Source organism: Agromyces zhanjiangensis (assembly GCF_040496055.1).
Lineage (GTDB): Bacteria > Actinomycetota > Actinomycetes > Actinomycetales > Microbacteriaceae > Agromyces > Agromyces zhanjiangensis.
On sequence record NZ_JBEPKB010000003.1, the window covers coordinates 502,513 to 526,917 of the forward strand.

General features: G+C 72.0%; 20 protein-coding genes. 13 read left to right on the top strand and 7 right to left on the bottom strand.

What is annotated here, in order from left to right; genetic code table 11:
- Window positions 1–206 precede the first annotated feature (206 nt).
- The 7 genes from ABME02_RS08670 to ABME02_RS08700 all read left to right on the top strand — a co-directional run bounded on the left by ABME02_RS08670 (window position 207) and on the right by ABME02_RS08700 (window position 7,740).
- Window positions 207–1,442 (top strand): ROK family transcriptional regulator, encoded by a 1,236-nt coding sequence (locus tag ABME02_RS08670; protein ID WP_353814881.1) that lies wholly within the window; start codon window positions 207–209, stop codon window positions 1,440–1,442.
- A gap of 52 nt (window positions 1,443–1,494) precedes the next feature.
- A complete protein-coding gene (locus ABME02_RS08675) occupies window positions 1,495–2,367 on the top strand; it encodes an ABC transporter permease (protein WP_353814882.1) in 873 nt (290 codons plus the stop codon).
- On the top strand, window positions 2,364–3,182 hold the full coding sequence (locus tag ABME02_RS08680; protein ID WP_353814883.1) for an ABC transporter ATP-binding protein: 819 nt from the start codon (window positions 2,364–2,366) through the stop codon (window positions 3,180–3,182). The genes ABME02_RS08675 and ABME02_RS08680 overlap by 4 nt, the downstream gene beginning before the upstream one ends.
- 68 nt (window positions 3,183–3,250) lie before the next feature.
- Window positions 3,251–4,273 (top strand): aliphatic sulfonate ABC transporter substrate-binding protein, encoded by a 1,023-nt coding sequence (locus ABME02_RS08685; RefSeq protein WP_353814884.1) that lies wholly within the window; start codon window positions 3,251–3,253, stop codon window positions 4,271–4,273.
- Window positions 4,274–4,280: 7 nt separating this feature from the next.
- Entirely contained in the window at window positions 4,281–5,864 is a 1,584-nt protein-coding gene (locus tag ABME02_RS08690) for a sulfatase family protein (protein WP_353814885.1), read from the top strand.
- The gene (locus ABME02_RS08695) at window positions 5,864–7,333 is read left to right on the top strand and encodes a sulfatase family protein (protein ID WP_353814886.1); all 1,470 of its coding nucleotides are present in this window, start codon (window positions 5,864–5,866) and stop codon (window positions 7,331–7,333) included. The genes ABME02_RS08690 and ABME02_RS08695 overlap by 1 nt, the downstream gene beginning before the upstream one ends.
- Before the next feature lie 203 nt (window positions 7,334–7,536).
- Entirely contained in the window at window positions 7,537–7,740 is a 204-nt protein-coding gene (locus tag ABME02_RS08700; protein WP_353814887.1) for a hypothetical protein, read from the top strand.
- A gap of 7 nt (window positions 7,741–7,747) precedes the next feature.
- On the opposite strand, the gene ABME02_RS08705 is transcribed toward ABME02_RS08700, so the two are convergent.
- The 3 genes from ABME02_RS08705 to ABME02_RS08715 form a co-directional block, all read right to left on the bottom strand.
- Window positions 7,748–8,803, bottom strand: a complete 1,056-nt coding sequence (locus tag ABME02_RS08705) for a DUF389 domain-containing protein (protein WP_353814888.1) — start codon at window positions 8,801–8,803, stop codon at window positions 7,748–7,750.
- Window positions 8,804–9,024: 221 nt separating this feature from the next.
- The gene (locus ABME02_RS08710) at window positions 9,025–11,340 is read right to left on the bottom strand and encodes an immune inhibitor A domain-containing protein (protein WP_353814889.1); all 2,316 of its coding nucleotides are present in this window, start codon (window positions 11,338–11,340) and stop codon (window positions 9,025–9,027) included.
- 231 nt (window positions 11,341–11,571) lie between these two features.
- Window positions 11,572–12,447 (bottom strand): SDR family oxidoreductase, encoded by an 876-nt coding sequence (locus tag ABME02_RS08715; RefSeq protein WP_353814890.1) that lies wholly within the window; start codon window positions 12,445–12,447, stop codon window positions 11,572–11,574.
- Window positions 12,448–12,558: 111 nt separating this feature from the next.
- Between ABME02_RS08715 and ABME02_RS08720 the strand changes: the two genes are divergently transcribed.
- Together ABME02_RS08720 and ABME02_RS08725 are read left to right on the top strand one after the other, a co-directional pair.
- Entirely contained in the window at window positions 12,559–12,921 is a 363-nt protein-coding gene (locus tag ABME02_RS08720) for a winged helix-turn-helix transcriptional regulator (protein WP_353814891.1), read from the top strand.
- 141 nt (window positions 12,922–13,062) lie between these two features.
- On the top strand, window positions 13,063–14,712 hold the full coding sequence (locus ABME02_RS08725) for a helix-turn-helix transcriptional regulator (RefSeq protein ID WP_353814892.1): 1,650 nt from the start codon (window positions 13,063–13,065) through the stop codon (window positions 14,710–14,712).
- Between the two features lie 10 nt (window positions 14,713–14,722).
- On the opposite strand, the gene ABME02_RS08730 is transcribed toward ABME02_RS08725, so the two are convergent.
- Window positions 14,723–15,136 carry an ester cyclase gene (locus tag ABME02_RS08730; RefSeq protein ID WP_353814893.1) on the bottom strand — a complete coding sequence of 138 codons (414 nt, stop codon included), beginning with the start codon at window positions 15,134–15,136 and terminating at the stop codon, window positions 14,723–14,725.
- A gap of 199 nt (window positions 15,137–15,335) precedes the next feature.
- Between ABME02_RS08730 and ABME02_RS08735 the strand changes: the two genes are divergently transcribed.
- Entirely contained in the window at window positions 15,336–16,049 is a 714-nt protein-coding gene (locus tag ABME02_RS08735; RefSeq protein ID WP_353814894.1) for a hemerythrin domain-containing protein, read from the top strand.
- A gap of 7 nt (window positions 16,050–16,056) precedes the next feature.
- On the opposite strand, the gene ABME02_RS08740 is transcribed toward ABME02_RS08735, so the two are convergent.
- The gene (locus ABME02_RS08740; protein ID WP_353814895.1) at window positions 16,057–16,695 is read right to left on the bottom strand and encodes an MOSC domain-containing protein; all 639 of its coding nucleotides are present in this window, start codon (window positions 16,693–16,695) and stop codon (window positions 16,057–16,059) included.
- Window positions 16,696–16,838: 143 nt separating this feature from the next.
- On the opposite strand from ABME02_RS08740, the gene ABME02_RS08745 reads away from it, so the two are divergent.
- Together ABME02_RS08745 and ABME02_RS08750 are read left to right on the top strand one after the other, a co-directional pair.
- Complete coding sequence (locus ABME02_RS08745) at window positions 16,839–17,312, top strand: GyrI-like domain-containing protein (RefSeq protein ID WP_353814896.1); 474 nt, start codon at window positions 16,839–16,841, stop codon at window positions 17,310–17,312.
- Between the two features lie 42 nt (window positions 17,313–17,354).
- Window positions 17,355–20,489, top strand: coding sequence for a DEAD/DEAH box helicase (locus tag ABME02_RS08750; RefSeq protein ID WP_353814897.1), 3,135 nt, complete (start codon window positions 17,355–17,357; stop codon window positions 20,487–20,489).
- On the opposite strand, the gene ABME02_RS08755 is transcribed toward ABME02_RS08750, so the two are convergent.
- A complete protein-coding gene (locus tag ABME02_RS08755; RefSeq protein WP_353814898.1) occupies window positions 20,451–20,828 on the bottom strand; it encodes a DUF4406 domain-containing protein in 378 nt (125 codons plus the stop codon). The two genes, ABME02_RS08750 and ABME02_RS08755, sit on opposite strands and share 39 nt — an antisense overlap.
- A gap of 47 nt (window positions 20,829–20,875) precedes the next feature.
- Here ABME02_RS08755 and ABME02_RS08760 point away from each other — a divergent pair, with 47 nt between their 5' ends.
- Window positions 20,876–21,640: a DeoR/GlpR family DNA-binding transcription regulator gene (locus tag ABME02_RS08760; RefSeq protein WP_353814899.1), complete on the top strand. Its 765-nt coding sequence runs from the start codon at window positions 20,876–20,878 to the stop codon at window positions 21,638–21,640.
- Here the strand turns inward: ABME02_RS08760 and ABME02_RS08765 are convergent.
- Window positions 21,615–24,401 carry a cation-translocating P-type ATPase gene (locus tag ABME02_RS08765; protein WP_353814900.1) on the bottom strand — a complete coding sequence of 929 codons (2,787 nt, stop codon included), beginning with the start codon at window positions 24,399–24,401 and terminating at the stop codon, window positions 21,615–21,617. The two genes, ABME02_RS08760 and ABME02_RS08765, sit on opposite strands and share 26 nt — an antisense overlap.
- Between the last annotated feature and the right edge of the window lie 4 nt (window positions 24,402–24,405).

Consider the following 24,405-nt stretch of genomic DNA (forward strand, 5'->3'; position numbering starts at 1 on the left):
CGTGGGCGCGTCGTGGGCGACGGCCCTCGGGTCGTAGGGCCGGCCCGTGCTGAGGGACGCTACGGAGGCGGGATTTTTCCGTCAACGGACCGTCGGAAAGAACGTCCGGGAGCCGATCGTCCGTTTCTGACGGCGCTCTGACAGATCCGAGAAGTTTTTCTGTCGGGCTGTTGACGGAAAAATTCGGCGCTGGGAATCTTGCTGGCATGTCGACGACGACCGGAGTCCACGCCCTCGTGAGGCGGACCCACGAGGAGCGGGTGCTCGCAGCCCTGCGGGCTCACGGCGCGCTCAGCCGCGGCGAGCTCGCCAAGCGCGTCGGCCTCAGCCGCACGACCCTCTCCGAGATCACCGCGAACCTCCTGCACCGGGGCGCGATCATCGTCGCCGACACGGATGCCGCGACCCGCGCCGGCAGCGGCCGACCCGCCGAGCGGCTCGCCCTCGACCCCGGCTCGGGCCAGTTCCTCGGCGTCGACTTCGGCCACCGCCGGGTGCACGTCGCCGTCGCCGACGCGTCGCACGAGATCATCGCGCAGGGCGTCGAGCGCTACGACGACGACCCGCCCTGGGTCGAGCGACTCGACATCGCCTTCGACCTCATCGACCGCCTGAGCCGCGACACCGGCGTGCACTACGGCGCACTGCAGTCGATCGGCATCGGCGTCCCCGGCCCGTACACCGGTGCCCGCGCCGGCATGCCGGCCGTCAGCTGGAAGAACCAGCTCGCGCCCGATGGGGTCGACCTCGCCTTCGCCGAGCGGTTCGGCGCCCCCGTGGTCGTCGACAACAACACCAGGCTCGCCGCGCTCGCCGAGGCGATCAGTCGCCCCGACGCGGTCGACAACCTCATCTACCTCCGCCTCTCCGACGGCGTCGGCGGCGGACTCGTCGTGTCGGGCCGGCTCGTCACCGGGTCGCGCGGCTTCGCCGGCGAACTCGGCCACGTGACCGCGAATCCCTCAGGGGCCGCCTGCCGCTGCGGCAAGCGCGGATGCCTCGAGACCATCGCCTCCGTCCCGGCCATCCTCCGCGCGTGCGGTGAGGCCGGCGCCGACGTCGAGACGCTCGCCGACCTCGCCGCCGCCGTCGCCAAGGGCGACCCGGCCGTCGACGCGGTCCTCCGCGAGGTCGGCTCCGCCGTCGGTCGTGTGCTCGGCGCCGCGGCCATGACGCTCAACCCACGCGAGGTCGTGATCGGCGGCGAGATCGTGCGCGTCGCGCCCGTGCTCGTCGAGCAGGCCGCCGCGACGCTGCGGTACGAGCTCTACTCGATCCCCTCCGACCAACCGCACATCGTGCGGGCCGCCCAACTCCGCGACAGCGACGGCGCCCTCGGCGCGATCGCGGCGATCTTCCACCAGTCCCCACTCCTCGCCGGCTACCCCGACCCCGCGTCATCCGTCGAGAACGCACCACAGCAGCAAAGGAGCGCACTGTGAACGCCCAACCCAACCGCCCCCGAGCCGGGGGACGGTCATGACCGAGGTCCGCATGTCCGAGGCCCCCTCGCGCGCCGACATCCAGCCGTTCACGATGACCTCGACGGCCGTCCACGAGAACCTTCCGGCGGATGGCCCCCATCCGCAGAAGCCGGCGCGGACCGCTCGTCGTCGTCTCGGCACGCGCGCCAAGCTCCTCATCCTCAACGCGGTCTCGATCATCGGCGGCATCGCCATCTGGTGGCTGCTCGCCCTGAACGGCTTCCAGCTCCCGACCCCGCCCGAGGTGGTGGAGAAGGCGGTCCAACTCTGGAACGCCGGCATCCTCCAGGAGGACATCCTCGCGAGCCTCGGCCGGGTCCTCGCGGGCTTCCTGCTCGGCTCGGCGGCCGCGATCCCGGTGGGCTTCCTCATGGGCTGGTACACCGTCGCCCGCGGCCTCTTCGAGCCGTGGATCCAGTTCTTCCGCACCATCCCGCCGCTCGCCCTGCTGCCGCTCGTGCTCGTGCTCCTCGGCATCGGCGAGATCCCGAAGATCGTCGTCATCTTCCTCGCCGCGTTCCTCGCGTGCGTCATCTCGACCTACCAGGGCGTCGTGAGCGTCGACCGGACCCTCATCAACGCGGCGCGCGTGCTCGGTGCGAAGGACGGCACGATCTTCGCGCGGGTCGTGGTCCCGGCATCCACCCCGTTCATCCTCGTCGGCATGCGCGTCGGCCTCGGCTCCGCGTGGGCCACGCTCGTGGCCGCCGAGCTGCTGGCCGCCCAGGCCGGCCTCGGGCGACGGATGCAGGAGGCGCAGATCTACTACGACCTGGCGACCATCTTCGTGGGCATCGTCCTGATCGGCATCCTCGGCCTCGTCATGGACCGCCTGCTCCTCTTCGCCGAAACCAAGCTGACCGGATGGCAGGAACGCCGATGACCACCACGAACCCCGCGACGACCACCGCCGCGAAGATCTCCGTCCGCGAGGTCAGGAAGACCTTCCCGCTGAAGGGCGAGGAGTTCGTCGCCCTCGACCGCGTCTCGATCGACATCGCCGACAACGAGTTCGTCACCGTCGTCGGGCCATCGGGCTGCGGCAAGTCGACGCTCATGAACGTGCTCGCCGGCCTCGAGACGCCCACCTCGGGCGAGGCGCTCGTCGACGGCCGCCCCGTCTCGGGCCCCGGCCCGGAGCGCGGCGTCATCTTCCAGCAGTACGCGCTGTTCCCCTGGCTGTCGGTCCGCAAGAACGTGGAGTTCGGTCTCAAGGTGAACGGCGTGCCGAGGGCGCAGCGCCGCGAACGTGCAGAGCACTTCATCGAGATGGTCGGACTCCAGCAGTTCGCCGACGCCCTGCCCAAGATGCTCTCCGGCGGCATGAAGCAGCGGTGCGCCATCGCCCGCGCCTACGCCGTCAACCCCTCGATCCTGCTGATGGACGAACCGTTCGGCGCCCTCGACGCCCTCACGCGCGTGAAGCTGCAGGAGCAACTGCTCGACACGTGGAGCCGCGAGAAGCGGACGGTCATGTTCATCACGCACGACGTCGACGAGGCCGTGTTCCTCGCCAACCGGGTGGTCGTCATGGCCGCCCGGCCCGGCCGGATCTACGACGTCATCGACGTCGACCTCCCGTACCCCCGCACGGAGGACGTGCGCCTCAGCCCCGAGTTCGGGGAGCTGCGCAACCGCGTCTGGCACGCGGTGTACCACCAGGAACCCGGCGTCGCCGCCGGAACCGCGTCGCACTGACGCGGCGCCTGCCCCCACCCATCCAGCACCGAAATCACCCCCAACACCCCACGAAGGGAAGCACAGCCATGCGATTTTCCAGGAAGCTCCTCGGCGTCGCGGCCGTCGGCGCCGCCGTCGCCCTCCTCGCCACCGGATGCGCCGCCGATGGCGGATCAGGCGACTCGGCCGCGGCCGACAGCGAGTACGACGACGTCCTGAAGGTGAACTTCGGGTACATCCCCGACTTCAACGGCACCAGCCTGCTGGCCATCGCCGAGGACCAGGGCTACTGGGCGAAGTACGGCCTCGACGTCGAGACCCCGTCCTTCACCAACGGCCCGCTGCAGATCCAGGCGCTCGGCACGGGCGACCTCGACTTCGGCTACATCGGGCCGGGCGCGTTCTGGCTGCCCGCGAGCGGCGAGGCGCAGATCATCGCGATGAACACCCTCGGCCAGTCCGACCGCGTCGTCGGCCAGCCGGGCAACGACTCGATGGAGGACCTGCGCGGCAAGACCGTCGCGGTCCCCGAGGGCACCTCGGGCGACATGATCCTGACCCTCGCCCTCGAGGGGGCCGGGATGACGAAGGACGACGTCGAGCTCGTGCCCATGGAACCGTCGGCGATCGTCTCCGCGCTGGCCTCCGGCCAGGTCGAGGGCGCCGGATTCTGGTACCCGGCCCTCGCGACCGTGAAGGAGCAGGTGCCCGACCTCGTCGAGATCGCGCAGAACTCGGACTTCGAGGAGACCGTCGCCTTCCCCACCGCGTTCGTGGCCGGCAACGACGTCGTCGAGAACGAGCCCGAGAAGGTCGACCGCGTGCTGAAGGCCCTGCGCGACGCGATCACGTTCCGCTACGAGAACCCCGACGAGGCGGTCGAGCTGACCGCCGCGTACAACGCCCTCGACGCCGATGCCGTCGCGGCCGACGCCGCGAACAACAAGGTGCTCTCGCTCGAGGAGCTCGACACCCTGACCGAGGACGGCACCGTCGACTCGTGGTTGAGCGGCATGCAGGACTACTTCGTCGCCGCGGGCAAGCTGACCGAGGTCGCGGAGCCGTCGTCCTTCTACACCGGCGACCTGTTCCTGCAGGCGGGCGAGTAATCCAGCCATGAAGCCGCGCAACATCCTCTTCCTCATGACCGACCAGCACCGGGCGGACACGCTCGGGGCGTACGGCAACGCGATGGCGGCGACGCCGGTGCTCGACGAGCTGGCCCGCACGGGCACGCGCTTCGACCGCTGGTACACGCCGACCGCGATCTGCACGCCGGCTCGTGCGAGCCTGCTGACCGGCCAGGCCCCCTTCCGCCACCGCGTGCTCGCCAACCACGAGCGCAACGTGGGCTACCTGGAGGACCTCGCCGAGGGCAGCTTCACCTTCGTGGAGGCGCTGCGCGGCAAGGGCTACAACACGGGACTCGTCGGCAAGTGGCACGCCGGCACCGAGAAGGACGCCGCCGACTTCGGCTTCGACGGCCCCGACCTTCCCGGATGGCACAACCCCGTGGAGAACGAGGACTACCTCGGCTACCTGGCGGAGCACGACCTGCCGCCGTACGCGATCAGCGACCGCATCCGCGGCACCCTGCCGAACGGTGGGCCGGGCAACCTGCTGGCTGCCCGGCTCCACCAGCCGGTGGAGGCGACGTTCGAGTACTACCTCGCGACGCGCACGATCGAACTGCTCGAGCGGTACGCCGCCGACGCCGACCGCGACGGCACCCCGTTCTTCCTCGAGCTGAACTTCTTCGGGCCGCACCTGCCCTACATCGTGCCGAACGAGTACTTCGACCGGTTCGACCCGGCCGACATCGAGCTGCCCAAGTCGATCGCCGAGACGTTCGAGGGCAAGCCGCCGGTGCAGCGCAACTACAGCGCGCACTGGACCTTCGACACCATGCCGATCGAGGTGACGCGCAAGCTCATCGCGGTCTACTGGGGCTACGTCGCCCTGATCGACGAGCAGATCGGGCGGGTCATGGCGGCGCTCGAGCGACTCGGGCTCGTCGACGACACGGCCGTGTTCTTCACGTGCGACCACGGCGAGTTCACGGGCGCGCACCGGCTCCACGACAAGGGCCCGGCGATGTACGAGGACATCTACCGCACGCCCGGCCTGCTCCGCATCCCCGGCGGCCCCGCCGGCCAGGTGCGCACCGAGTTCGTGAGCCTGCTCGACTGCACGGCCACGATCCTCGAGCTCGCCGGCATCGACCCGGCGCCCGCGGTCGACTCCCGGAGCCTCGTGCCGCTCGCCGCGGGCGAGCACCCGGAATGGGCCGACGACATCGTGTGCGAGTTCCACGGCCACCACTTCCCGTACCCGCAGCGGATGCTCCGGAACGACCGGTACAAGCTCGTGGTGAACCCCGACTCGGTCAACGAGCTGTACGACCTCGAGCGCGACCCCGACGAGCTGCTCAACGTGTACGAGCACCCCGAGATGCGCCCGATCCGGAACACGATGATGCAGCGCCTCTACGGGTTGCTCCGCGATCGCGGCGACAACTTCTACCACTGGATGACCACGATGTACGACGTCGGCGAGGTCGACTACGACCCGACGCAGAGCGGGCTCGACGAGACGACGTACCAGGCGGCCGAGCGCGAGGCCGCGGCATCCGTCACGCCCGTCGCACCCGCCGACGCGCGGGCCGCCGACGGCGGCCGACCCGAGCGGAGGACCGCCTGATGACGCCCCGGCGACCGAACGTCGTCATGATCCTGACCGACGACCACGGGTCGCAGGCGATCGGTGCCTACGGGTCGGTGCTGAACGCGACCCCGCGCATCGACGAGATCGCCGCGGACGGATGGCGCTTCGACCACTGCTTCGCGACCAACGCGCTGTGCTCGCCGAGCCGGGCGTCGATCCTCACGGGCACGTACAGCCACGTAAACGGCGTCTCGACCCTCGTCACGCCGATCGACGCGAGCCAGCCCACCTTCGTCTCGCAGCTGAAGGCCGCCGGCTACCGCACCGCGATGGTCGGCAAGTGGCACATGGGCGAGCACGAGGGTTCGACGCCGCAGGGCTTCGACTACTGGGACATCCTCATCGGCCACGACGGCCAGGGGGAGTATTGGGACCCGCTGTTCCTCTCGGCCGACGGTGAGCGCATCGTCGAGGGCTACGCGACCGACCGCATCACCGACCTCGCGTTCGAGTGGCTCGACTCGCTCGAGGGCGACGACCCGTGGTGCGTGCTGATCTACCACAAGGCACCGCACCGCCCGTGGGAGCCGAAGCCCGAGGATCTCGAGCGGTTCCGCGGCGCGGTGCCCGTGCCGTCCACGTTCTGGGACGACTACGACACGCGCTCGTCGTCCACCCGGCGCGCGCTCATGCGCCTCGCCGAGAACCTCAACGAGGAGGACCTGAAGTCCTCCCCGCCGGACGGGCTGGACTACGAGGAACTCGCGCTCTGGAAGTACCAGCGGTTCATGGAGGACTACCTCGCCTGCGTGGCATCCGTCGACGACAACGTGGGCCGGGTCATCGACCGGCTGCGCGAGCGCGGCGAGTTCGAGGACACGCTGCTGATGTACGCCTCCGACCAGGGGTTCTTCCTCGGCGAGCACGGATGGTTCGACAAGCGCTTCATGTACGAGGAGTCGCTGCGGATGCCGCTCGTCGTGAGCTACCCGCGCGCGCTCGAGGGCGGTCGCGTCTTCGACGGCATCGTCACGAACGTCGACTTCGCGCAGACGGTGCTGGATGCCGCGGGCGTCACCCCGCACGAGCGCATGCAGGGTCGTTCGTTCTGGGGCGACCTGCTCGGCTCGCCGGCGTCGGCGCCCGCCGAGGGCATGTACTACCGCTACTGGGAGCACGACGACACGTTCCATCACGCGCCCGCCCACTACGGCTACCGGACGCACCGGCACAAGCTCATCTACTACTACAACGACGGGCTCGGCCTGCCGGGCACCGGGCCCTTCACGTACCCGCCGGAGTGGGAGCTGTACGACCTCGAGCGGGACCCGGAGGAACTGCGGAACGTCGCGCACGACCCCGCGTACCGCGAGGTCCGCGAGGAGCTGGAGCGGGCGATGTGGGTCGAGCAGGCGCGCCTCGGCGACGCCCCGCACCCGAGCCAGCCGCGGCCGGTCGGCCTGCCGGAGCACGCGGACGCGGGAGCCGCCCTTCCTTCCTCATGAGAATCCGGCCGATGGCCGCTCCACGCGACCCATCGTCCGGATTCTCATGCGCGACGCCCGGAGTCGTCGAGCCCTCTGAGGTACCTAGCCCCGACTGAGGCCGCGCGTGACCGCAGGATAGGACACCTTCCCGATACGCCGGCCCCACCTCAGCGAGGAACCTGAGTGCAGGTGGTCAGCCACCGCACGAAGGGATCGGGATCATGGACCTCGCACACGGCTTCCTCGCACAGCAGATGACCGCGCACGACCAGCGCAGCGCCGAGCTCGTCGCGGAGCGCCGCAGCGCCGCCGCCGAGCGTCGGCGCGTCGCTCGCGTCGAACGGGCCACGGCACTGCGCGGGCTGGTCTCCCGCGGCGGACGACTCGCCCGGCTCGAGCCCGGTCGGCCGAGCAGCGCGCACTGAGGCCGGCTCAATCCCCGGCGTTCACCCGCACCGACGGGATCCACTCGACCTCGACGGTGGTGGGGTCGATTCCCGCGGACGTCAGGCGATCGGTGAGCTCCCCGACAGCCGGCGCCTGGTCGCCCCCGGTGATGCGGACCAGGTAGGACAGGGCGGAGACGTAGTCGACCGAGATCACGTCGAGGTCGCTCGTCAGCGCCCACGCCCTCGCGGCTTGCGTGATCGTCGACTGCTGGGTGTTGAGCGTGGTCGTGACCCATGTCGACAGGCTCAGAGGGAGCGCGACGAGCACGAGCATCCCGGCGATCGCGATGTTCGACCGCTTTCGATTCACGGCCTTCACGCCGGGCGGCGGCGTCTGGTGCCCGATCCGGCCCCACCGCTGCACCCGGTAGATCGCCATGATCACGACCCCGGTGCCGAGGATCGCCGCGACGTTCGCGATGAAGAGCAGGAGCGAGCCGATCGCGCTGCCGAAGTCGCCGGACTCGGCGGCGATGCCGACCACGACGAGCGGCGGCACCAGCGAGATCGCGATCGCGACGCCCGGCAGCGTGTCGGAGATGTCCTTGCGGACGAGCGCGATCGAGCCCACCGCGCCGGTCGCGAGCGCGGCGAGCAGGTCGATCAGGCCGGGCGTCGCACGTGCGGCGACCTGCGAGTTCGTCTGCTCGGTGATCGGGGTGGCGGCGAGCAGGCCCACGCCGTAGCCGATCGCGATGGCGGCCGCCGCGCCGCCGATCATCATCAGCAGCGACAGCGTGAGGTTGCGCCGGTCGCCGAGCACGGTGGCGAGCATGGTGCCCTGGATGGGCAGCATCATGGGGGCGACGATCATGGCACCGATGACGGTGGCCGTCGAGTCGCCGACGACGCCCGCCGCCGCGATCACCGACGAGAGCGAGAGCAGGATCCAGAAACGCTGGATCTTGCGGCGACGCTTCGGTCCGTCCATGAACACCGACTCGCGCATGTGCTCGATGGGGTTGAGCGCGTCGGAGGGCGGGGGCGGGTAGACCGGCTCGTGCTCCGGCGACGGCTGCGCTGGCGGCGGCTGGGACATGGCGGCTCCTCGGCTCGACCGGGCGCGATGCCGGTGCTCAGCCGAGCGTACGACGGGCGGTGACGGATGCCGCGGCACGGCCGGGCGCGACCGACCGTGTCGCGGCATCCGCCTGCCCGCGCGCGCCAGGGCCGCAGCCCGCGGACCCGCACGCGAAGCGGGCCCGCCCCCGAGGGGACGGGCCCGCTGTGTCATCCTCAGGGGACGACGAGTGCGTCAGCTCACGGGTTGACCACGTGGACCGTCATCGTGCCGCCCGTGTTCTGCGAGGTCACGGTGACCTCGACCCCGTGGCCGGCGACGATCACGCCGCCGAGCGGGTTCGACGAGTGGAAGAACGCGTTCTCGTCGGCGTCCGTGAAGGTCGCCGTCTGCGTCGTGGTTCCGTCGGAGCCCACCGCACCGATGTAGTCGACCGACTGGCTCTTGCCCTTGCCCACGACGACCTCCTTGTGCAGCGTGACCGCGTCGATCGCCTGCAGGCCGAACGTGGCGTCGAACGGCTGGCGCCGGTTGCTCGGCCCCGTGCCGTCGTCGTAGGTGAACTTCACCGGGTTCGCGTCCACCGGGAGCGCGAGGCCGTGGCCCTGGTGCTCGATGGTGTTGTTGTCGCCGTAGGCCTCGTCGATCGCCCACACGAGCATGCCGTCCTGGAACGGGAAGTGCTCGACGTGGTCGGGCGCCGTGATGCCCTTGTCGAACTGGTAGGGGCCGTGCTCGAGCGTGGCGTCGTAGTCGACGTAGGTGCGGTTCTCGACGAGGTAGTAGCGGTCGCCCTCGCTCGTCTCGGTGCCCGTGCTCGTCTTGAAGCCGCCGCCCGCCGCGGTCCAGCCGTTGTCGCCCGACTCGACGTCGTCGGTGAGCAGCGTGGTGCCGCCGCTCTTGATGACGATGTCGTCGAGGAACGCGCCGGCGTAGTGCACGCCGCCGTCGGTCTGGTAGCGGAACCGGAACTGCACCTCGCTGCCGCCCGGAACCGAGTAGCGCAGGGTCGACCAGCGTCCGTTCGACGAGCCGTCGAGCGGCTTGCCGACCTGCGTCCAGTTGGCGCCGCCGTCGGTCGAGTACTCCGCGTACAGGTAGTCGTAGCCGGCCTCGATGTCGTACCAGGCCTTGGCCGTGACGGTCGCCGAACGCACGCCGGTGAGGTCGAGCGTGCGCGTGAGCGTGGTGTTGAGGTCGTCGGCGCTGCCGGTCCACCACGCGTGCGAGCCCGAGTTCGGCGTCGTGTACTCGGTCGTGATGCCCGCGTCGGGCACGTCGATGACGAGCGCCTGCTCCTGGTCGGCGACCTGGCGGGCCGCCGGGCTGAGGGTGAACTCGCCGGCGTCGCCGGTGCCCTCGTTCACGACCGCGTAGTCGAGCCAGCCCAGCTGGAGCTTCTCCCACGGGCCCATGTAGTCAGGCGTGGTGCCGATGTCCTCGCCGCCGTCGCCGAGCCACGAGCCGCTGGACATGAGGGTCCAGAACGACGTCGAGTTCTCGCCTCCCGCGGTGTCGTAGAAGTCTGGGAGGCCGAGGTCGTGGGCGTACTCGTGGGCGAACACGCCGAGGCCGCCGTTCTCGGGCTCGACCGTGTAGTCGCCGATCCAGATGCCGGAGTCGCCGATCTCGGTGCCGCCGAACTTCACCTGGGTGTCGCCGACCGTCGGGCCGGTCTGGCCGAAGTCGGTCGAGTTGACGTACCAGCGGTGCGACCAGATCGCGTCGTCGCCCTGGGCGCCGCCGCCGGCGTCTTCTCCCTCGCCGGCGTGCACGGCCTGGAAGTGGTCGAGGTAGCCGTCGGGCTCGTCGAAGTCCCCGTCGTTGTCGAAGTCGTAGCGGTCCCACACGTCGAAGCTCGCGAGCTCGGCGCGGATCTCGTCGACCGTCGCGCCGTCCGCGACCCGCGACGCGTACCACGCGTCGGCCGAGTCGGCGATGAACTGCCAGGCGCCGCCGTCGTCCTCGACGCTGTTGTCGCCGTAGGTCGAGGCGTTGCCGGGCACCTGCACCCAGTCGCTCACCTCGCCCTCGACCGAGTAGTTGCCCGAGGACTGCTTCGAGTAGAAGTCGGCCATCGAGTTCTCGGGACCGAAGAAGAGGTCGTCGTAGTAGGCCGTGTCGAAGTCGGCGCGCCAGTGCGTGCTGTTGTTCACGGCACGGTCGGGCTCGGCGATCTCGTTGTGCAGCGGGCCGGGCGTCGTGCCGAGCTTGCCGCTGCCCTGGTCGCCGAACTCGGCGAGGATCGTGAACAGGCGCCCCGAGCCGCTGACGGCGGCTTCGTAGTACTTGTCGTCGGCGATCTCGACGACGCCGTCCTCGCCGGGGGCGGCCTGCCCCGAGAGGATCAGCTCCTGCGCGGCCTTGCGGCGCTCGTCCTGACGCTGGGTCAGCGGGCCGGGCCGGTTGTCGGGTCGGGCTTCGGCCGCCGCGGTCGAATCGGTAGGGGAATCGTTCGCGGGGGCGGCGATCGCGGCCGGTCCGAAGGCGGCTCCGGCGACCATCGTCGCGCTCGCTGCGGTCACAGCGAGCCATCCGCGCGTGCGTTGCTTCACGTGCTCTCCTTACAGGGAAATCGCCCGGGATTCCCGGGCAAGTGAGAGGGACGCTAACACGCACCCCCGATCGGGGGGAAGAGGGCCGAAGGGTCGTGAAGAAGCCTCACGAATCGGGCGAGCGGATGTCGCAGCATCCGATGACCCATGGGCGCGAGGTCGCACGAACCTCGTGTCCGATCGGCACCGGACGTCGATTCGTGCGACCTCGGCCGCGATCGTCGAATGCGCTCAGGCGGCCGCGCGCTGCGCCTCGACGACGTCGCGGAGGGCGTCGACGAGCGGCGTCGTGGGTCGCCCGATGAGCCGGGCGAGCGTCCCGTCCGACTCGCCGAGGTCGCCACGCGCGATGCCCTCGTCGATGGCGGCGACGAAGCCCGCGGTGCCCTCGTCGAGGCCGACGGCGACGAGCGACGCGACGCGCTCGGCGGGGGCCTGGTCGACGAACGCGACGTCGCGGTCGAGGACCTCGGATGCGGCGGCCGCGAGCTCCGAGAACGTCCACGGGTCGTCGCCGCCGAGCTCGTACACCTCGCCCACGTGCCCGTCCTCGAGCAGCACGACGGCTGCGGCCTCGGCGTAGTCGCGCCGGGGTGCGGAGGCGACCCGGCCCGTGCCGGTCGCGGCGGCGATCACGCCCGTGGAGGCCGCGAGCGAGACATCCTGCGCGTAGTTCTCGGTGTACCAGTTGTTGCGGAGGATCACGGCCGGGACGCCGACCTCGGCGATGACCTGCTCGGTGCCGCGGTGCTCGGGCATGAGGACCAGCTCGCTCGTCGCCGCCTTCGGCCCGCTCGTGTACGCGAGCTTGGCGACGCCGGCCGCCTTCGCGGCCTCGATCACGTTGCGGTGCTGCGCGACGCGCTCGCCCATCGCGGTGCCGGAGACGAGCAGCATCGCGTCGACGCCCGCGAGGGCCGGCGCGATGGTCTCCGGTCGCGCGTAGTCGAGCTCGACGGTCCGGATACCGCGGGCGGCGAGGTCGGCGATGCGGGTCGTGTCGCGGGCGGCGGCGACCACGTCGGCGGGGGCGGCCCCGCGCTCGAGCAACGCCTCGACGACGAGGCGGCCGAGGTGGCCGGAGGCGGCGGTGACGAGGATGGTCATCAGGGAACTCCATTCGATCGGTTCCGACGTTGTCGGTTCACCGAGTCCCAACCCGGCCGACCAGGTTTGCCTTCCCATCTGGAGGTACCCACTTTGAAGTAAGGTACGCACATGGTGGTAAGTCTTGCGCAGATCCGGGAGACCTCTGGCGAGGTCTTCATGGAGGGCTGTCCGACCCGTGTCGTGCTCGACCACGTCATGAGCAAGTGGGGCGTGCTCGTGCTGCTCGCGCTCACCGACGGCACCCTCCGCTGGGGCGAGCTGCGCCGCGAGGTCCAGGGCATCAGCGAGAAGATGCTCGCCTCGACGCTGCGCACGCTCGAGGCCGACGGGCTCGTCGCCCGCACCAGCTACCCCGAGGTGCCGCCCCGCGTCGAGTACGCGCTCACCGACCTCGGCCGCGAACTCATGGACCGGATGCTCCCGCTGGTCGAGTGGGTCGCCGCCCACGCCGACGGGATCGTCGAGCGCTGAGTCGCGAGACCTTGCCGCGCATCGGGTGACGTCGTAGCGTCGCAGCAGGGGGCATCCTCGATCGACGAGCGAGCGCGATCCCGACTCGGACCATCGTCGGGACCGGGATGCCGCCGGTCCGATCCGAGGAGGCCGGGAGCCGTGGACGGCGACGAGGTCGATCGGCGGATGGCCGAGGCCGAGTCCGCCATCCGCGAGGCGCGCTGGGCGGACGCGCGCGACGCCTTCGCGGAGGTGCTCGCCGCGCAGTCGAGCGGCGACGCGCTCGATGGGCTCGGGCGTGCGCTCTGGTGGCTCGGCGAGACGTCCGACGCCGTCGCCACGCGCACGCGCGCGTACGCGGCCTACCGCCGTGCCGGGTGCGACGCCGACGCCGCACGCGTGGCGACCTGGCTGGCGATCGAGCACCTCGCGACACCGGGTCACGAGCCGATGGGGCGCGGATGGCTCGGCCGTGCCGAGCGGCTCGCGGCCGACGGCGGCCCGGCGGCGCGCGGCTGGTCCGCGCTGGCGCGCAGCATGCTCGAGACCGACCCGCTCCGCATCACCTCCCTCGCCGACGAGGCGCTCGCCGCCGCCCGGACCTCCGGCGACGCGTCGCTCGAGATCCGGGCGCTCGCCCGCTCGGGCCTCGGCCTCGTCCGGTCCGGCCGCACCGAGGCCGGCATCGGCCGGCTCGACGAGGCGATGGCCGCCGCGTCGGCGGGCGAGGCGGACGAGCCCGAGGCGTTCGCCGAGACCTGCTGCGACATGGTCGCGGCCTGCGAGGAGACCCTCGACGGGCGCCGGCTCGAGCAGTGGGGGACCGCCGCCGAGCGGTTCCTGCGGCTGCGGCCCCACCCGACGCTGCTCGGATTCTGCGGCTCCTGCTGTGCCGGCATCCTCGCCGCACGCGGTGACACCGCGGGGGCGGAGCGCTGGCTGACGTGGACGATCGAGCGGCTCGAGGCGGGCGGGCATGCCGTGCGATGCGTGGACCCGCGGGCGAGGCTGGCCGACCTCCGCGTCGCGCAGGGTCGGCTCGAGGAGGCGGAGCGGCTCGTCGTCGGCATCGAGGGCCGACCGGAGTCGGTGCGAGCTGTGGTCGCGATCCACCTGGCGCACGGCGACTCCGGTGTCGCGTCGTCGGTGCTGCATCGTCGACTGGCCAAGGTCGGGCCCGGATCGATCGCCGCGATCCCGCTGCTCGCGATGCTCGTCCCGATCCAGCTCGAGCGCCGCGACCTCGCGGGCGCGCAGGCCTCGACGGCACGCCTCGCCGGGCTGGCGGAGGAGTCCGGCGAGGAGGCGCACCGCGCGCTCGCCGAGGTCGGCGCCGGGCGCGTCGACCTCGCACGGGATGACCCGACCGGGGCGTCCGGCGTGCTCCGCTCCGCCGTCGAGCGCTACGACCGCATGCGCAGGCCGCTCGATGCCGCACGGGCCCGCGCCCTGCTCGGGCAGGCGCTCGCCGCCTCGGGCGATCCTGGTTCGGCGGTCGCCGAGTCGCGGGCCGCGGCCGCGGTGCTCGACCACGCCGGCCTCACCGCCGAGGCCGACGCTGCGGACGCGTTCGCACGGTCGCTCGGCGGGCGCGGCCGCGTCGGCCCGAAGCGGGTCGGCATGCTCACCAAGCGCGAGCAGGAGGTGCTCGAGCTCGTCGCCGAGGGACTCAGCAACGCGGAGATCGCCGCGCGGCTCTTCATCAGCCCGGCGACGGCCGGGCACCACGTGAGCAACCTGCTGGCCAAGCTGGGCGTGCGGAGCCGGACCGAGGCCGCGATGCACGCTCGCCTGCTCCGGTCCGGCTGACGTCGACGGCTCAGGCTGCGCCCGCGTGCTCGAGTGCGCCGATCTGGGTCATCAGCCCGAAGACGTCCGGGATCGACCACGACTCGGCGATCGCCCCGCCCTCGACTCGGAAGATGTCGATCTCGTCGAGCTCGACGGTCCGACCGGTCGGTGCGGTCCCGAGGAAGTCGCCCAGGTGCGTGGCGGTCGCGTGGATGCGCGCGACGACCTTGTCGCCGTCGGCGATGAGGTCCTCGATCGCGACCTCGGCGTCGGGGAATGCGGCGAACCAGAACGCGCCTTCCTCGCGGACGCTGTCGCGACCTCGCGCGTGCGACGAGTTGTTCACGAAGTCCTCCGTCATGAGGGCGGCGGCGGTGTCGAGGTCCTGCCTGCCCCACGCCTCGTAGAACCGGCGGACGACGTCGGTGGTGTCGGTGTCCATGATCTGCTCCTCTCGTCGGGCCGCGATACGCCCCACGGTGTCACCGCCGCGGCCGTGGAGCATGGTGAGGATTCGCCATTCCGGGCGTGCGGTCGACCCGTGGCACCCGGATGCGGGGCACGGAGGGGCTTGCCCGAGGATGCCGAGCGGTCGTAGCGTCGCGCGCAGCAGCATCCGTCGCCGACGATCGGGGGATCACATGGCCGCGTCCGCACTGCCGCCGAGCGGCGAGCTCCCGGGCGATCGGGCCGGCGCGACCGCGAAGACCTGCGACGCCCGGGGGATGATCGAGATCCACCGGATGTTCCGGGCCGAGTTCGCCGAGGGGCCGACGCTCGTCGTGCGCGTCGCCGAGGCCGACGCCGCCCACGCCGACGTCGTCGGCGACCACCTCGCGCTGATCTCCGGGAGCCTGCACGCGCACCACGAGTTCGAGGACGAGCACCTGTGGGACACGCTCGACGAGCGCGCACCCGCGTGCGCCGGGCACGTCGAGCGGATGAAGGAGCAGCACGCGACGATGCTCGTGCACCTCCGCGAGCTCGACGCGGCGCTCCCGGCCTGGCGCGCGAGCGGGCGGGCGGTGGATGCCGCGGGCGTGCTCGCCGCGCTCGAGGGCGTCAACGCCGCGCTCGCCGTGCACCTGCCCGACGAGGAGTCGAACATCGTGCCGGTCATGGAGACGGTGCTCACCCAGAAGGAGGTCGACGCCGCCGGCGAGCACGGCCGGAAGGCGACGCCCAGGGGCAAGACGTGGCAGCAGCTCGGTGCGATCCTCGCGGCCCAGCCCGACGGCGGCGACGCGTGGCTGCACGAGCACATGCCGGTGCCCGGGCGCCTCGCGTGGCGGTTCATCGGCCGGCGCGACTACGCGGCGAACCGCGCCGCGCTCACGGGCGACTCCGCTCGCTGAGGACGGGTCAGCCGGCCTCGACCACGACCTCGTCGCCGACCGCGATGCGGGGCGCGCCAGCCCGCGCGCCGGAGCGGGCGTCCGCACCCCCGTCGCCGTCGAGCTCGGGGATCAGCCGGACCCCGAACCACGTTGCGCCGTCCCACTTCCGGTGCTTCGCGAGCGTGCGGATGGGCTCCTTGCCGCGCACGAGCGTCACGGGATCGATGGTCGTCACGACGCAGCGGTCGCAGACCTCGCCGAACCGGAAGCGCACGTCGCCGATGCGCACGCGCCCCCACGAGTCCTCGGCGAACGGCTCGTCGCCGTCGATGACGACGTTCGGGCGGAACCGCACGACGTCGAGCGGCGGCACGTCGTCGGGCGTCCAGTCGTCCAACTGCGTGAGCGACGCCTCGCTCGCCACGAGGAGCGGGCCGGCGTCGGCGAGCGACAGCCCGTCGCCGGGGAGCCCGCCGTGCGTCGTGTTCACGGGTCGCTGCAGCGGGTCGGGCTGCCAGACGAGCCGGAGCGGCATCCGCATGCGCGCGCTGAGCCACGCGTCGGCCTCGTCGCCCTCGAGCCCCCAGGGGCGCACGACCGCGGACGACACGTCGCGGCCCGCGAACGACTTGACCGGGTGGACGCGGAGGCGGGTGACGCGCATCACGCCACGCTAACCGACTCGCCCGGTGCGGCCCGCGGAACGCGCTGACGGCCCGGCCGGCCGCGAGTCACGGAACCGAAGCCCCGGCCGACCCGGCGCCCGGCGTCGATGCTGGGGTCGACGGCCGACGGGGAGGAGTGGCGATGTCCTACGAGGTCCGCATCATCCAGGCTCCGCGGCGCGACCTGGCGGTCGTGCGGGAGCGCACGACCTTCGCCGGGATCCCCGCCGTCATGGCCACCGCGTTCGAGCGGGTCGCGGCCGTGCTCGGCCCACGCGGCCTCCTCGGCGACGGCCCCGCGATCGGACGCTACTCCGAGATGGACCCGGCGACCGACGCGGTCACCGTGAGCGCGGGGTTCGTCGTCGGCGGCCCCATCGAGCCCGACGGCGACGTGGTGCCCGACGAGCTGCCGGACCACGAGGTGGCGACCACGACGCACCTCGGCTCCTACGACCGGGTGTCGGAGGCGTACGACGCGATCGCCGCCGCGATGGCGCTGCACGGCCGCGAGCTCGACGACTCGACGATGTGGGAGGAGTACTGGAGTCCGCCCGGCACCCCGGACGAGGAGACCCGCACGGTCGTCTTCTGCCCGCTTCGACCTGCGACCTGATCGCGCACACGCGCGGACCGACGGTCGGAGGCGCGTGCGAGCATGGACGACATGCCCGCCGACCGCACGCCCGACTGGCGCGCCGCCCTCGCGGGCCTCGACGCGGCCGGCGCTGCTGAGGCATCAGATGCGACGACGACGGATGCCGCGCCGGCGGCCGGCACGGACGGCCTCCGCCCGCTCGGGCTCCAGTTCGAGCTGCGACGCCGCGTCCAGCGCCGGAGCGGCGAGTGGCGGGGCCCGCGCGACGAACCCGCACGGCGGGCCTCGGGGGTCGACCGGCTCGCCGTCCGCCCGGTCGCGCAGGGCGCCCGCGGCACCTGGGTGAAGAACGGCCTCACGTGGCAGAACATCGCCTACCAGGCCTCCGCCGCGGGCGTCGATCCCGCGCAGTCGCGCTGGTTCGCGCAGTTCGCGATGCTCAAGGGCACGACGCCGTCGGTGCACGTCTACGGGTCCGAGTGGATCACGGTCGACGAGTTCGAGAGCCCGCTGCTCTGGGCGCTCCTCGTCGAGGCGGGCCGGCTCGGCATCGCGCTCGTCGGGTCCGACGTCACGCCCGAGGTCGTGCTGCACGGCTCGGCGACGCTCGGCCTCGACGCGAGCCGCGCCGACGGCGACCTCGTGCTCGCACCGACGCTGACGCTCGACGGCGAGCCGCGGTCACTCGGCGGCGCCCGTGCGGACGGGGGCCGCCGCGCAGGCGACGGCAGCGGCGTCGGCATCCGGCCGATCGGCGGGCACGGCCTCTACCGCTTCGACTTCGAGGCGGGCCGCATCGAGCTCGCGCCCGTCGCGACCGGTCTCGGCCCGGCCGAGCTGGCGCTGCTCGACGCACCCGAGCCGATCCGCGTGCCTGCCGCCGAGGTGCCCGAGTTCCTCGCCGCCCACGTGCACCCGCTCGCCCGCACGCTCGCGATCACGAGCCGCGACGAGACCTTCGAGCTCCCGGCCACTCCGCCGGCGACCCTGGTGCTCGACGCCCGGTACGAACCCGACGACGTGCTCCGCCTCGCCTGGCGGTGGGAGCACGCCGACGGCCGCACGAGCACCGTCGACCCCTCGGCCGAGGTCGACCCCGAGTTCGACGACGACCTCGTCGCGCGCGTCGCCGAGGAGCTCGGCTGGGTGCCGTTCGAGGCGGTCCTCCTCCGCGGCATCGACGCGGCCGAGTTCGCGGTCGAGCGGATGCCGCGCCTCGAGGAGCTCGCCGAGCGGAGCCCGAGTCCGTTCCGCATCGACGTGCGCGGCGAGCGCCCCGACTACCGCGAGGCGACCGAACGGCCCGAACTCGCGGTCTCCCTCGTCGAGAGCCGCAAGCGCGACTGGTTCGACCTCGGCGTCGTGGTGACCGTCGGCGGCCGGAGGGTCCCGTTCATGCCGCTCTTCCGGGCGCTCGCGACGGGGCGCAAGCGACTCCTGCTCGTCGACAAGTCCTACCTGTCACTCGACCTGCCCGTCTTCGACGAGCTCCGCGACCTCATCGACGAGGCGGGCACGCTCGACGAGTGGGAGACGGGCGTGCGCATCCACCGCAGCCGCACGAGCCTGTGGGCCGACTTCGAAGACCTCGCGGATGTCGCCGAGCCCGCGCTCGAGTGGCGCGCGACGGTCGCCGGCCTCGAGCACGGCGACGTGCCCGACCTCCGGCCCCCGGCGGGACTCGCGCTGCCACTCCGGCCCTACCAGCTCGACGGGTTCAGGTGGCTCGCGTTCCTCCACGCCAACCGGCTCGGCGGCGTGCTGGCCGACGACATGGGACTCGGCAAGACCGTGCAGTGCCTCGCGCTGGTGCAGCACGCGGTCGAGCGGGTGGTGACGGATGCCGCGGCCGCGTCGGGCGCGGAGGGGGCGTCGGGTGCCGCGCGACCGTTCCTCGTCGTCGCGCCCACCTCGGTCGCGTCGAACTGGGGGCGCGAGGCGGCGAGATTCACGCCCGGCCTCCGCGTGGCATCCGTCACCGCGACGACCGCGAAGCGGCGCCGGTCGCTCGCCGAGGTCGCCGCGAACGCAGACCTGGTCGTCACGACCTACGCCGTGCTGCGGCTCGAGGCCGAGGAGTTCGGCGACCTGGAGTGGGGCGGGCTGATCCTCGACGAGGCGCAGTTCGTGAAGAACGCGGCGACGCGCGTGCACGAGGCCGCTCGCGGCATCCGCGCCCCGTTCCGCGTCGCGGTGACCGGCACGCCGCTCGAGAACCACATCGGCGAGCTGTGGGCGATCCTCCGGATCGTCGCGCCCGGGCTGTTCCCGTCGCGGCGCGCGTTCGACGAGCGCTACCGCCGGCCCATCGAGGAGGATCGCAACGGCGAGCGACTCGACCGGCTGCGCCGTCGCATCCGCCCGCTCGTGCTGCGCCGCACGAAGGAGGCCGTCGCCCCCGAGCTGCCCGCGAAGCAGGAGCAGGTGCTCGAGGTCGACCTCGCGCCGGAGCACCGGCGGCTCTACGACGTCGTGCTGCAGCGCGAACGACAGAAGCTGCTCGGCCTCGTCGACGACCTCGATCGGCAGCGGTTCATCGTCTACCGGTCGCTCACGCTGCTCCGCCTGCTCGCGCTCGACGCGAGCCTCGTCGACGCCGAGCGCCACGCCGGCATCCCGTCGGCGAAGCTCGACGCGCTCTTCGAGCAGCTCGACGACGTGCTCGCCGAAGGGCATCGGGCGCTCGTGTTCAGCCAGTTCACGTCGTTCCTCGACCGCGTCGCCGCCCGGCTCGACGCCGCAGGGGTGCCCTACGCGCACCTCGACGGGTCGACGCCCGCGCGCCGCCGCGACGAGGAGGTCGCGCGCTTCCGCGCGGGCGAGGCATCCGTCTTCTGCATCAGCCTCAAGGCCGGCGGCTTCGGGCTGAACCTCACCGAGGCCGACTACGTGTTCCTCATGGACCCGTGGTGGAACCCCGCGAGCGAGGAGCAGGCGGTCGACCGCGCCCACCGGATCGGGCAGGACAAGCAGGTCATGGTCTACCGGCTGGTCGCCGCGGGCACGATCGAGCAGAAGGTCATGGAGCTGAAGGCGAGGAAGGGCGAGCTCGCGGCATCCGTGCTCGACGCGGACGCCGCGGCATCCGCCGGAGCGCGACTCGACGTCGCCGAACTGCGCGCGCTGCTCGACGACGACGCTGCGGCCCCGGTCGAGTCACGCGGGCGACGTCGCGCCCGGGACCTCGTCGAGTGAGTGGTACACGGGGATCCCGCGCTCGCGGGCGATCGCGACGTCCTGGTCGGCGCCGCGGGACTCGCCCGGGAGGCGCAGTACCGCGTCGCAGTGCTGCAGCAGGCGCTCCGCGGTCGGGTACATGACCTCGGCCGCGAGCGGATCGCTCGGCCCGCTCGCTCCGGCGCTCGAGAGCACGGGCAGGGCGACCCATTCGCCGATCATCGGCACGTGGCCCGCCCGGAAGATGGGCCAGGCCGCTTCCTCGAGTCGCTGGAGGTTCCGGGCCATGAGCTCGGGGTCGCCGCCCGTGCCCGAGGCGTAGGGTCCGGCGATCAGGATCATCATCGGTGCGTTCATATCGGGCATAATAGCGACGAAACGTGCACAAACAGGAAGGAATCGGAATGCTCGCCGCTGCGCGCAAGGACCTGCTGCTCGAACGACTCCGCCGCGACGGGCGCATCGTCGCGAAGGAGATCGCCGCCGAACTGGGGCTCTCCGAGGACAGCATCCGTCGGGACCTGCGCGAACTCGACCACGCGGGCCTCGCCGTGCGCGTCTACGGCGGCGCGCTTCCCGCGTCGCCGGCCATCGCCGACTACGCGAGCCGCATGTCGGTGGCGCCCGAGAGCAAGCTGCGGGTCGCCGCCGCGGCGGTCGCGCTCATCGAGCCGGGTGCGACCGTGATCCTCGACGGCGGCACGACGACGCGGGCGATGGTGGACGCCCTGCCGACGACGCTCGAGTGCGCGGTCATGACGCACAGCCCGACCATCGCCGCGGCGCTGCTCGAGCACGCCGCCGACGTGTTCCTCATCGGCGGGCGCCTGTTCAAGCACTCCGCCGTGGCCAGCGGCGCGGCGGCCGTCGAGGCCGCCGGGTTGATCAGCGCCGACCTGTTCTTCCTCGGCGTCACGGGCGTGCACGCGACCGAGGGGCTGACCACCGGCGACCCCGAGGAGGCGGCCATGAAACGCGCCCTCTCGTCACGTGCGGCCGAGACCTACGTGCTCGCGAGCGAGGAGAAGGTCGGGGCCGCGTCCCGGTACCGGGTCCTCCCGATCGAGGGCGTCGCCGGAATCGTCACCGACGCGGACGCCGACGACCCGACGATGCGCGACCTGGCGGCGGCCGGCATCCGCCTCATCCACGCCGGCGGTCGACGCTGACCTCGGACGGCGCCCCGGCCGCCCCGGCCGCCAGCCGCTCCCGCTCCGTCGCGCGCAGGCGCCGGATCCACTTGTCGCCCTCGACCGCGACGACGAGGAACAGCAGCAGCACGATGCACTCGAGCCACTGCCATCCGGTCAGCGAGACCGTGCCGAGCAGCTGCTGCAGGAACCCGAGCTCGGTCGAGAGCACGATGATGACGACCGGCCACACGAGGAACTTCGCGATCGCCGCGATCGGCGGCACGAGACCCGACTCGGGCGAGCGACGCATGAGGAGGGCGCTCACGACCGTCGCCAGGCCGACGACGACGTACGCCATGGTCATCGACGCGGTCGGGCTGTCCGCACTGGGCTCGTCGGGGCCCCACACGAGCGGCACGAGCGAGATCAGGAAGATGACCGCGCCGTACCCCACCCACTCCGACACGGAGTGCGGGTTCACGATGCCGAGCTTCGGGTTGCGCGGCGGCTCCTGCATGGTCGCGGGCGGTGCCGCATCGGCCGCGATGCCGAGCACCGCGAACAGCGTGACGAAGAAGTTCAGGAACAGCACCTGCGTGGGGAAGAGCGCGACGCCGTCGGCGATCTGGAACGCGCTCGCCGCGAGGAAGAGCAGGATCAGGCTGATGAGCTGCGTCATCTGGAACCGCAGGTAGGCGGTGATCTTCGCGTACACGATGCGGCCGAGCTCGACCGCGTGCACGAGGGTCGAGAAGTCGTCGTCGGTGAGCACGAGCTTCGCCGCCTGCTTCGTGACCTCCGAGCCCGAGCCCATCGCGACGCCGACGTCGGCCTGCTTGATCGCGGCCGCGTCGTTGATGGCGTCGCCGGTCATCGCGACGATCTCGCCCTGCGCCTGGAGCAGCCGTACGAGACGCAGCTTGTCGTCGGGCGTGACCCGGCCGAACACGTGCAGGTCGGGCAGGCGCCGGGTGAGCTCCTCGTCGCTCATCGCCTGCAGGTCGGCGCCGCTCACCGCACCCGCGCCGAGCCCCAGCTCACGGCCGATCGCGCCCGCGGTGACCGCGTGGTCGCCCGTGATCATGCGCACCTCGATGCCGGCGCTCGCGGCGACCTCGACGGCGACCTTCGCCTCGGGGCGGAGCGGGTCGACGATGCCCACGAGGCCGATGAGCGCGAGCTCCTGCACCCACGACATCGGGTCGGCGGCGACCCGGCCCTCGTCGGCGTCGTCGACGAAGCGCGCCGCGAACGCGAGGGTGCGGAGGCCCGTCGCCGACATGTCCTCGAGCTCCGAGGTCGCCGCGGCGGCGTCGACGGGCACGAGCTCGCGCTCGGTCGTGAGCATGGTCGTGCAGCGGCCGAGGATGACGTCCGGTGCGCCCTTGACGAGCAGCACCAGGCGGAGCTCGCCGCGCACCGGCATCCGCTGCAGGGTCGCCATGAACTTGTAGTCGGAGTCGAACGGCACCTCTGCCAGCCGCGGGTAGTCGCGGCGCGCGGCATCCGCATCGATGCCGAGCTTCGCACCCAGCACGATGAGGGCCGCCTCGGTCGGGTCGCCGACGACGACGCCGTCGGTCGACACGGTCGCGTCGTTCGGGAGGCTGATCGCGAGCCCGAGCGTCGCCGCCTCGACGGGCTCGTCGGTCGCGCCGAGCATCCGGCCGTCGAACGAGTACCCCTCGCCGGTGACCCGGAAGTGGTCGCCGCCCATCCACGCCGTGCGCACCGTCATCTCGTTCATGGTGAGCGTGCCGGTCTTGTCGGAGCAGATCGCGCTCGTCGCGCCGAGCGTCTCGACGTCGTTCAGCGAGGCGACGATCGCGCGCTGGTCGGCGAGCTTCGATGCGCCCCACGACAGCAGGCTCTGCACGAACACCGGCAGGCCCGTCGGGATCGCGGAGATCGCGACCGCGGTGCCGAGGAACAGCAGTTCGGTGACGCTCTGGCCGCGCACCGCGCCGATCACGATGATGACGAGCACGGCGCCCCAGGCGATGATGCCGAGCACCTTCGTGAGCGAGTCGAGTTCGCGCTGCAGCGGGGACTTGCCGGAGCCGACCTCCGTGAGCATCGACGCGATACGGCCCATCTGGGTGCGCATGCCGGTCTCGACGACGACCATGCGCGCCGTGCCGCGCGTGACCGACGTGTTCTGGAACACCATGGCCGTGCGGTCCGCGAGTGCGGTGCCGGTCTCGTTCGGGGTCGGCCCCTTCGCGATCGGCAGCGACTCGCCGGTCAGCGCCGACTCCTGCGTCTCGAGGTTCGCGGCCCGGAGGATGCGCCCGTCGGCGGGCACGAGGTCGCCCGCCTCGAGGTCGACGATGTCGCCCGGGACCAGGTCGGTGGCATCGACCTGGCGGAGGGAGCCGTCGCGCAGCGCCCGCGCCTGCGGGGTCTGCAGCTTGGCGAGCGCGTCGACGCTGCGCCGCGCCTTGAGCTCCTGCCTCGTGCCGCTGATCACGTTGTAGAGCACGAGGATCGCCACGACGATGGCGGTCGAGACCTGCCCGATCAGCAATGAGACGACCGCGACCGCGATGAGCATGAGCGTCATGAGCTGCGTGGTCTGGGTGAGCGCGATGCGCCACACGCTCGGCGGCGGCGCGCTGACGAGGGCGTTCGCGCCGACTTCGGCGAGGCGGGAGGCCGCCTCGGATGCTGCCAGCCCGCGCGAGCCGTCGCTCCCGGCCTCGGCGACGGCCTCGTCGGGCGGGAGCGACCACCAGGCGGTGCCCGCCTCCTCCGGTGTCGGCGCCTGCGATGGCTGCGGCCTCGTGTCGGTGCTCACCGGA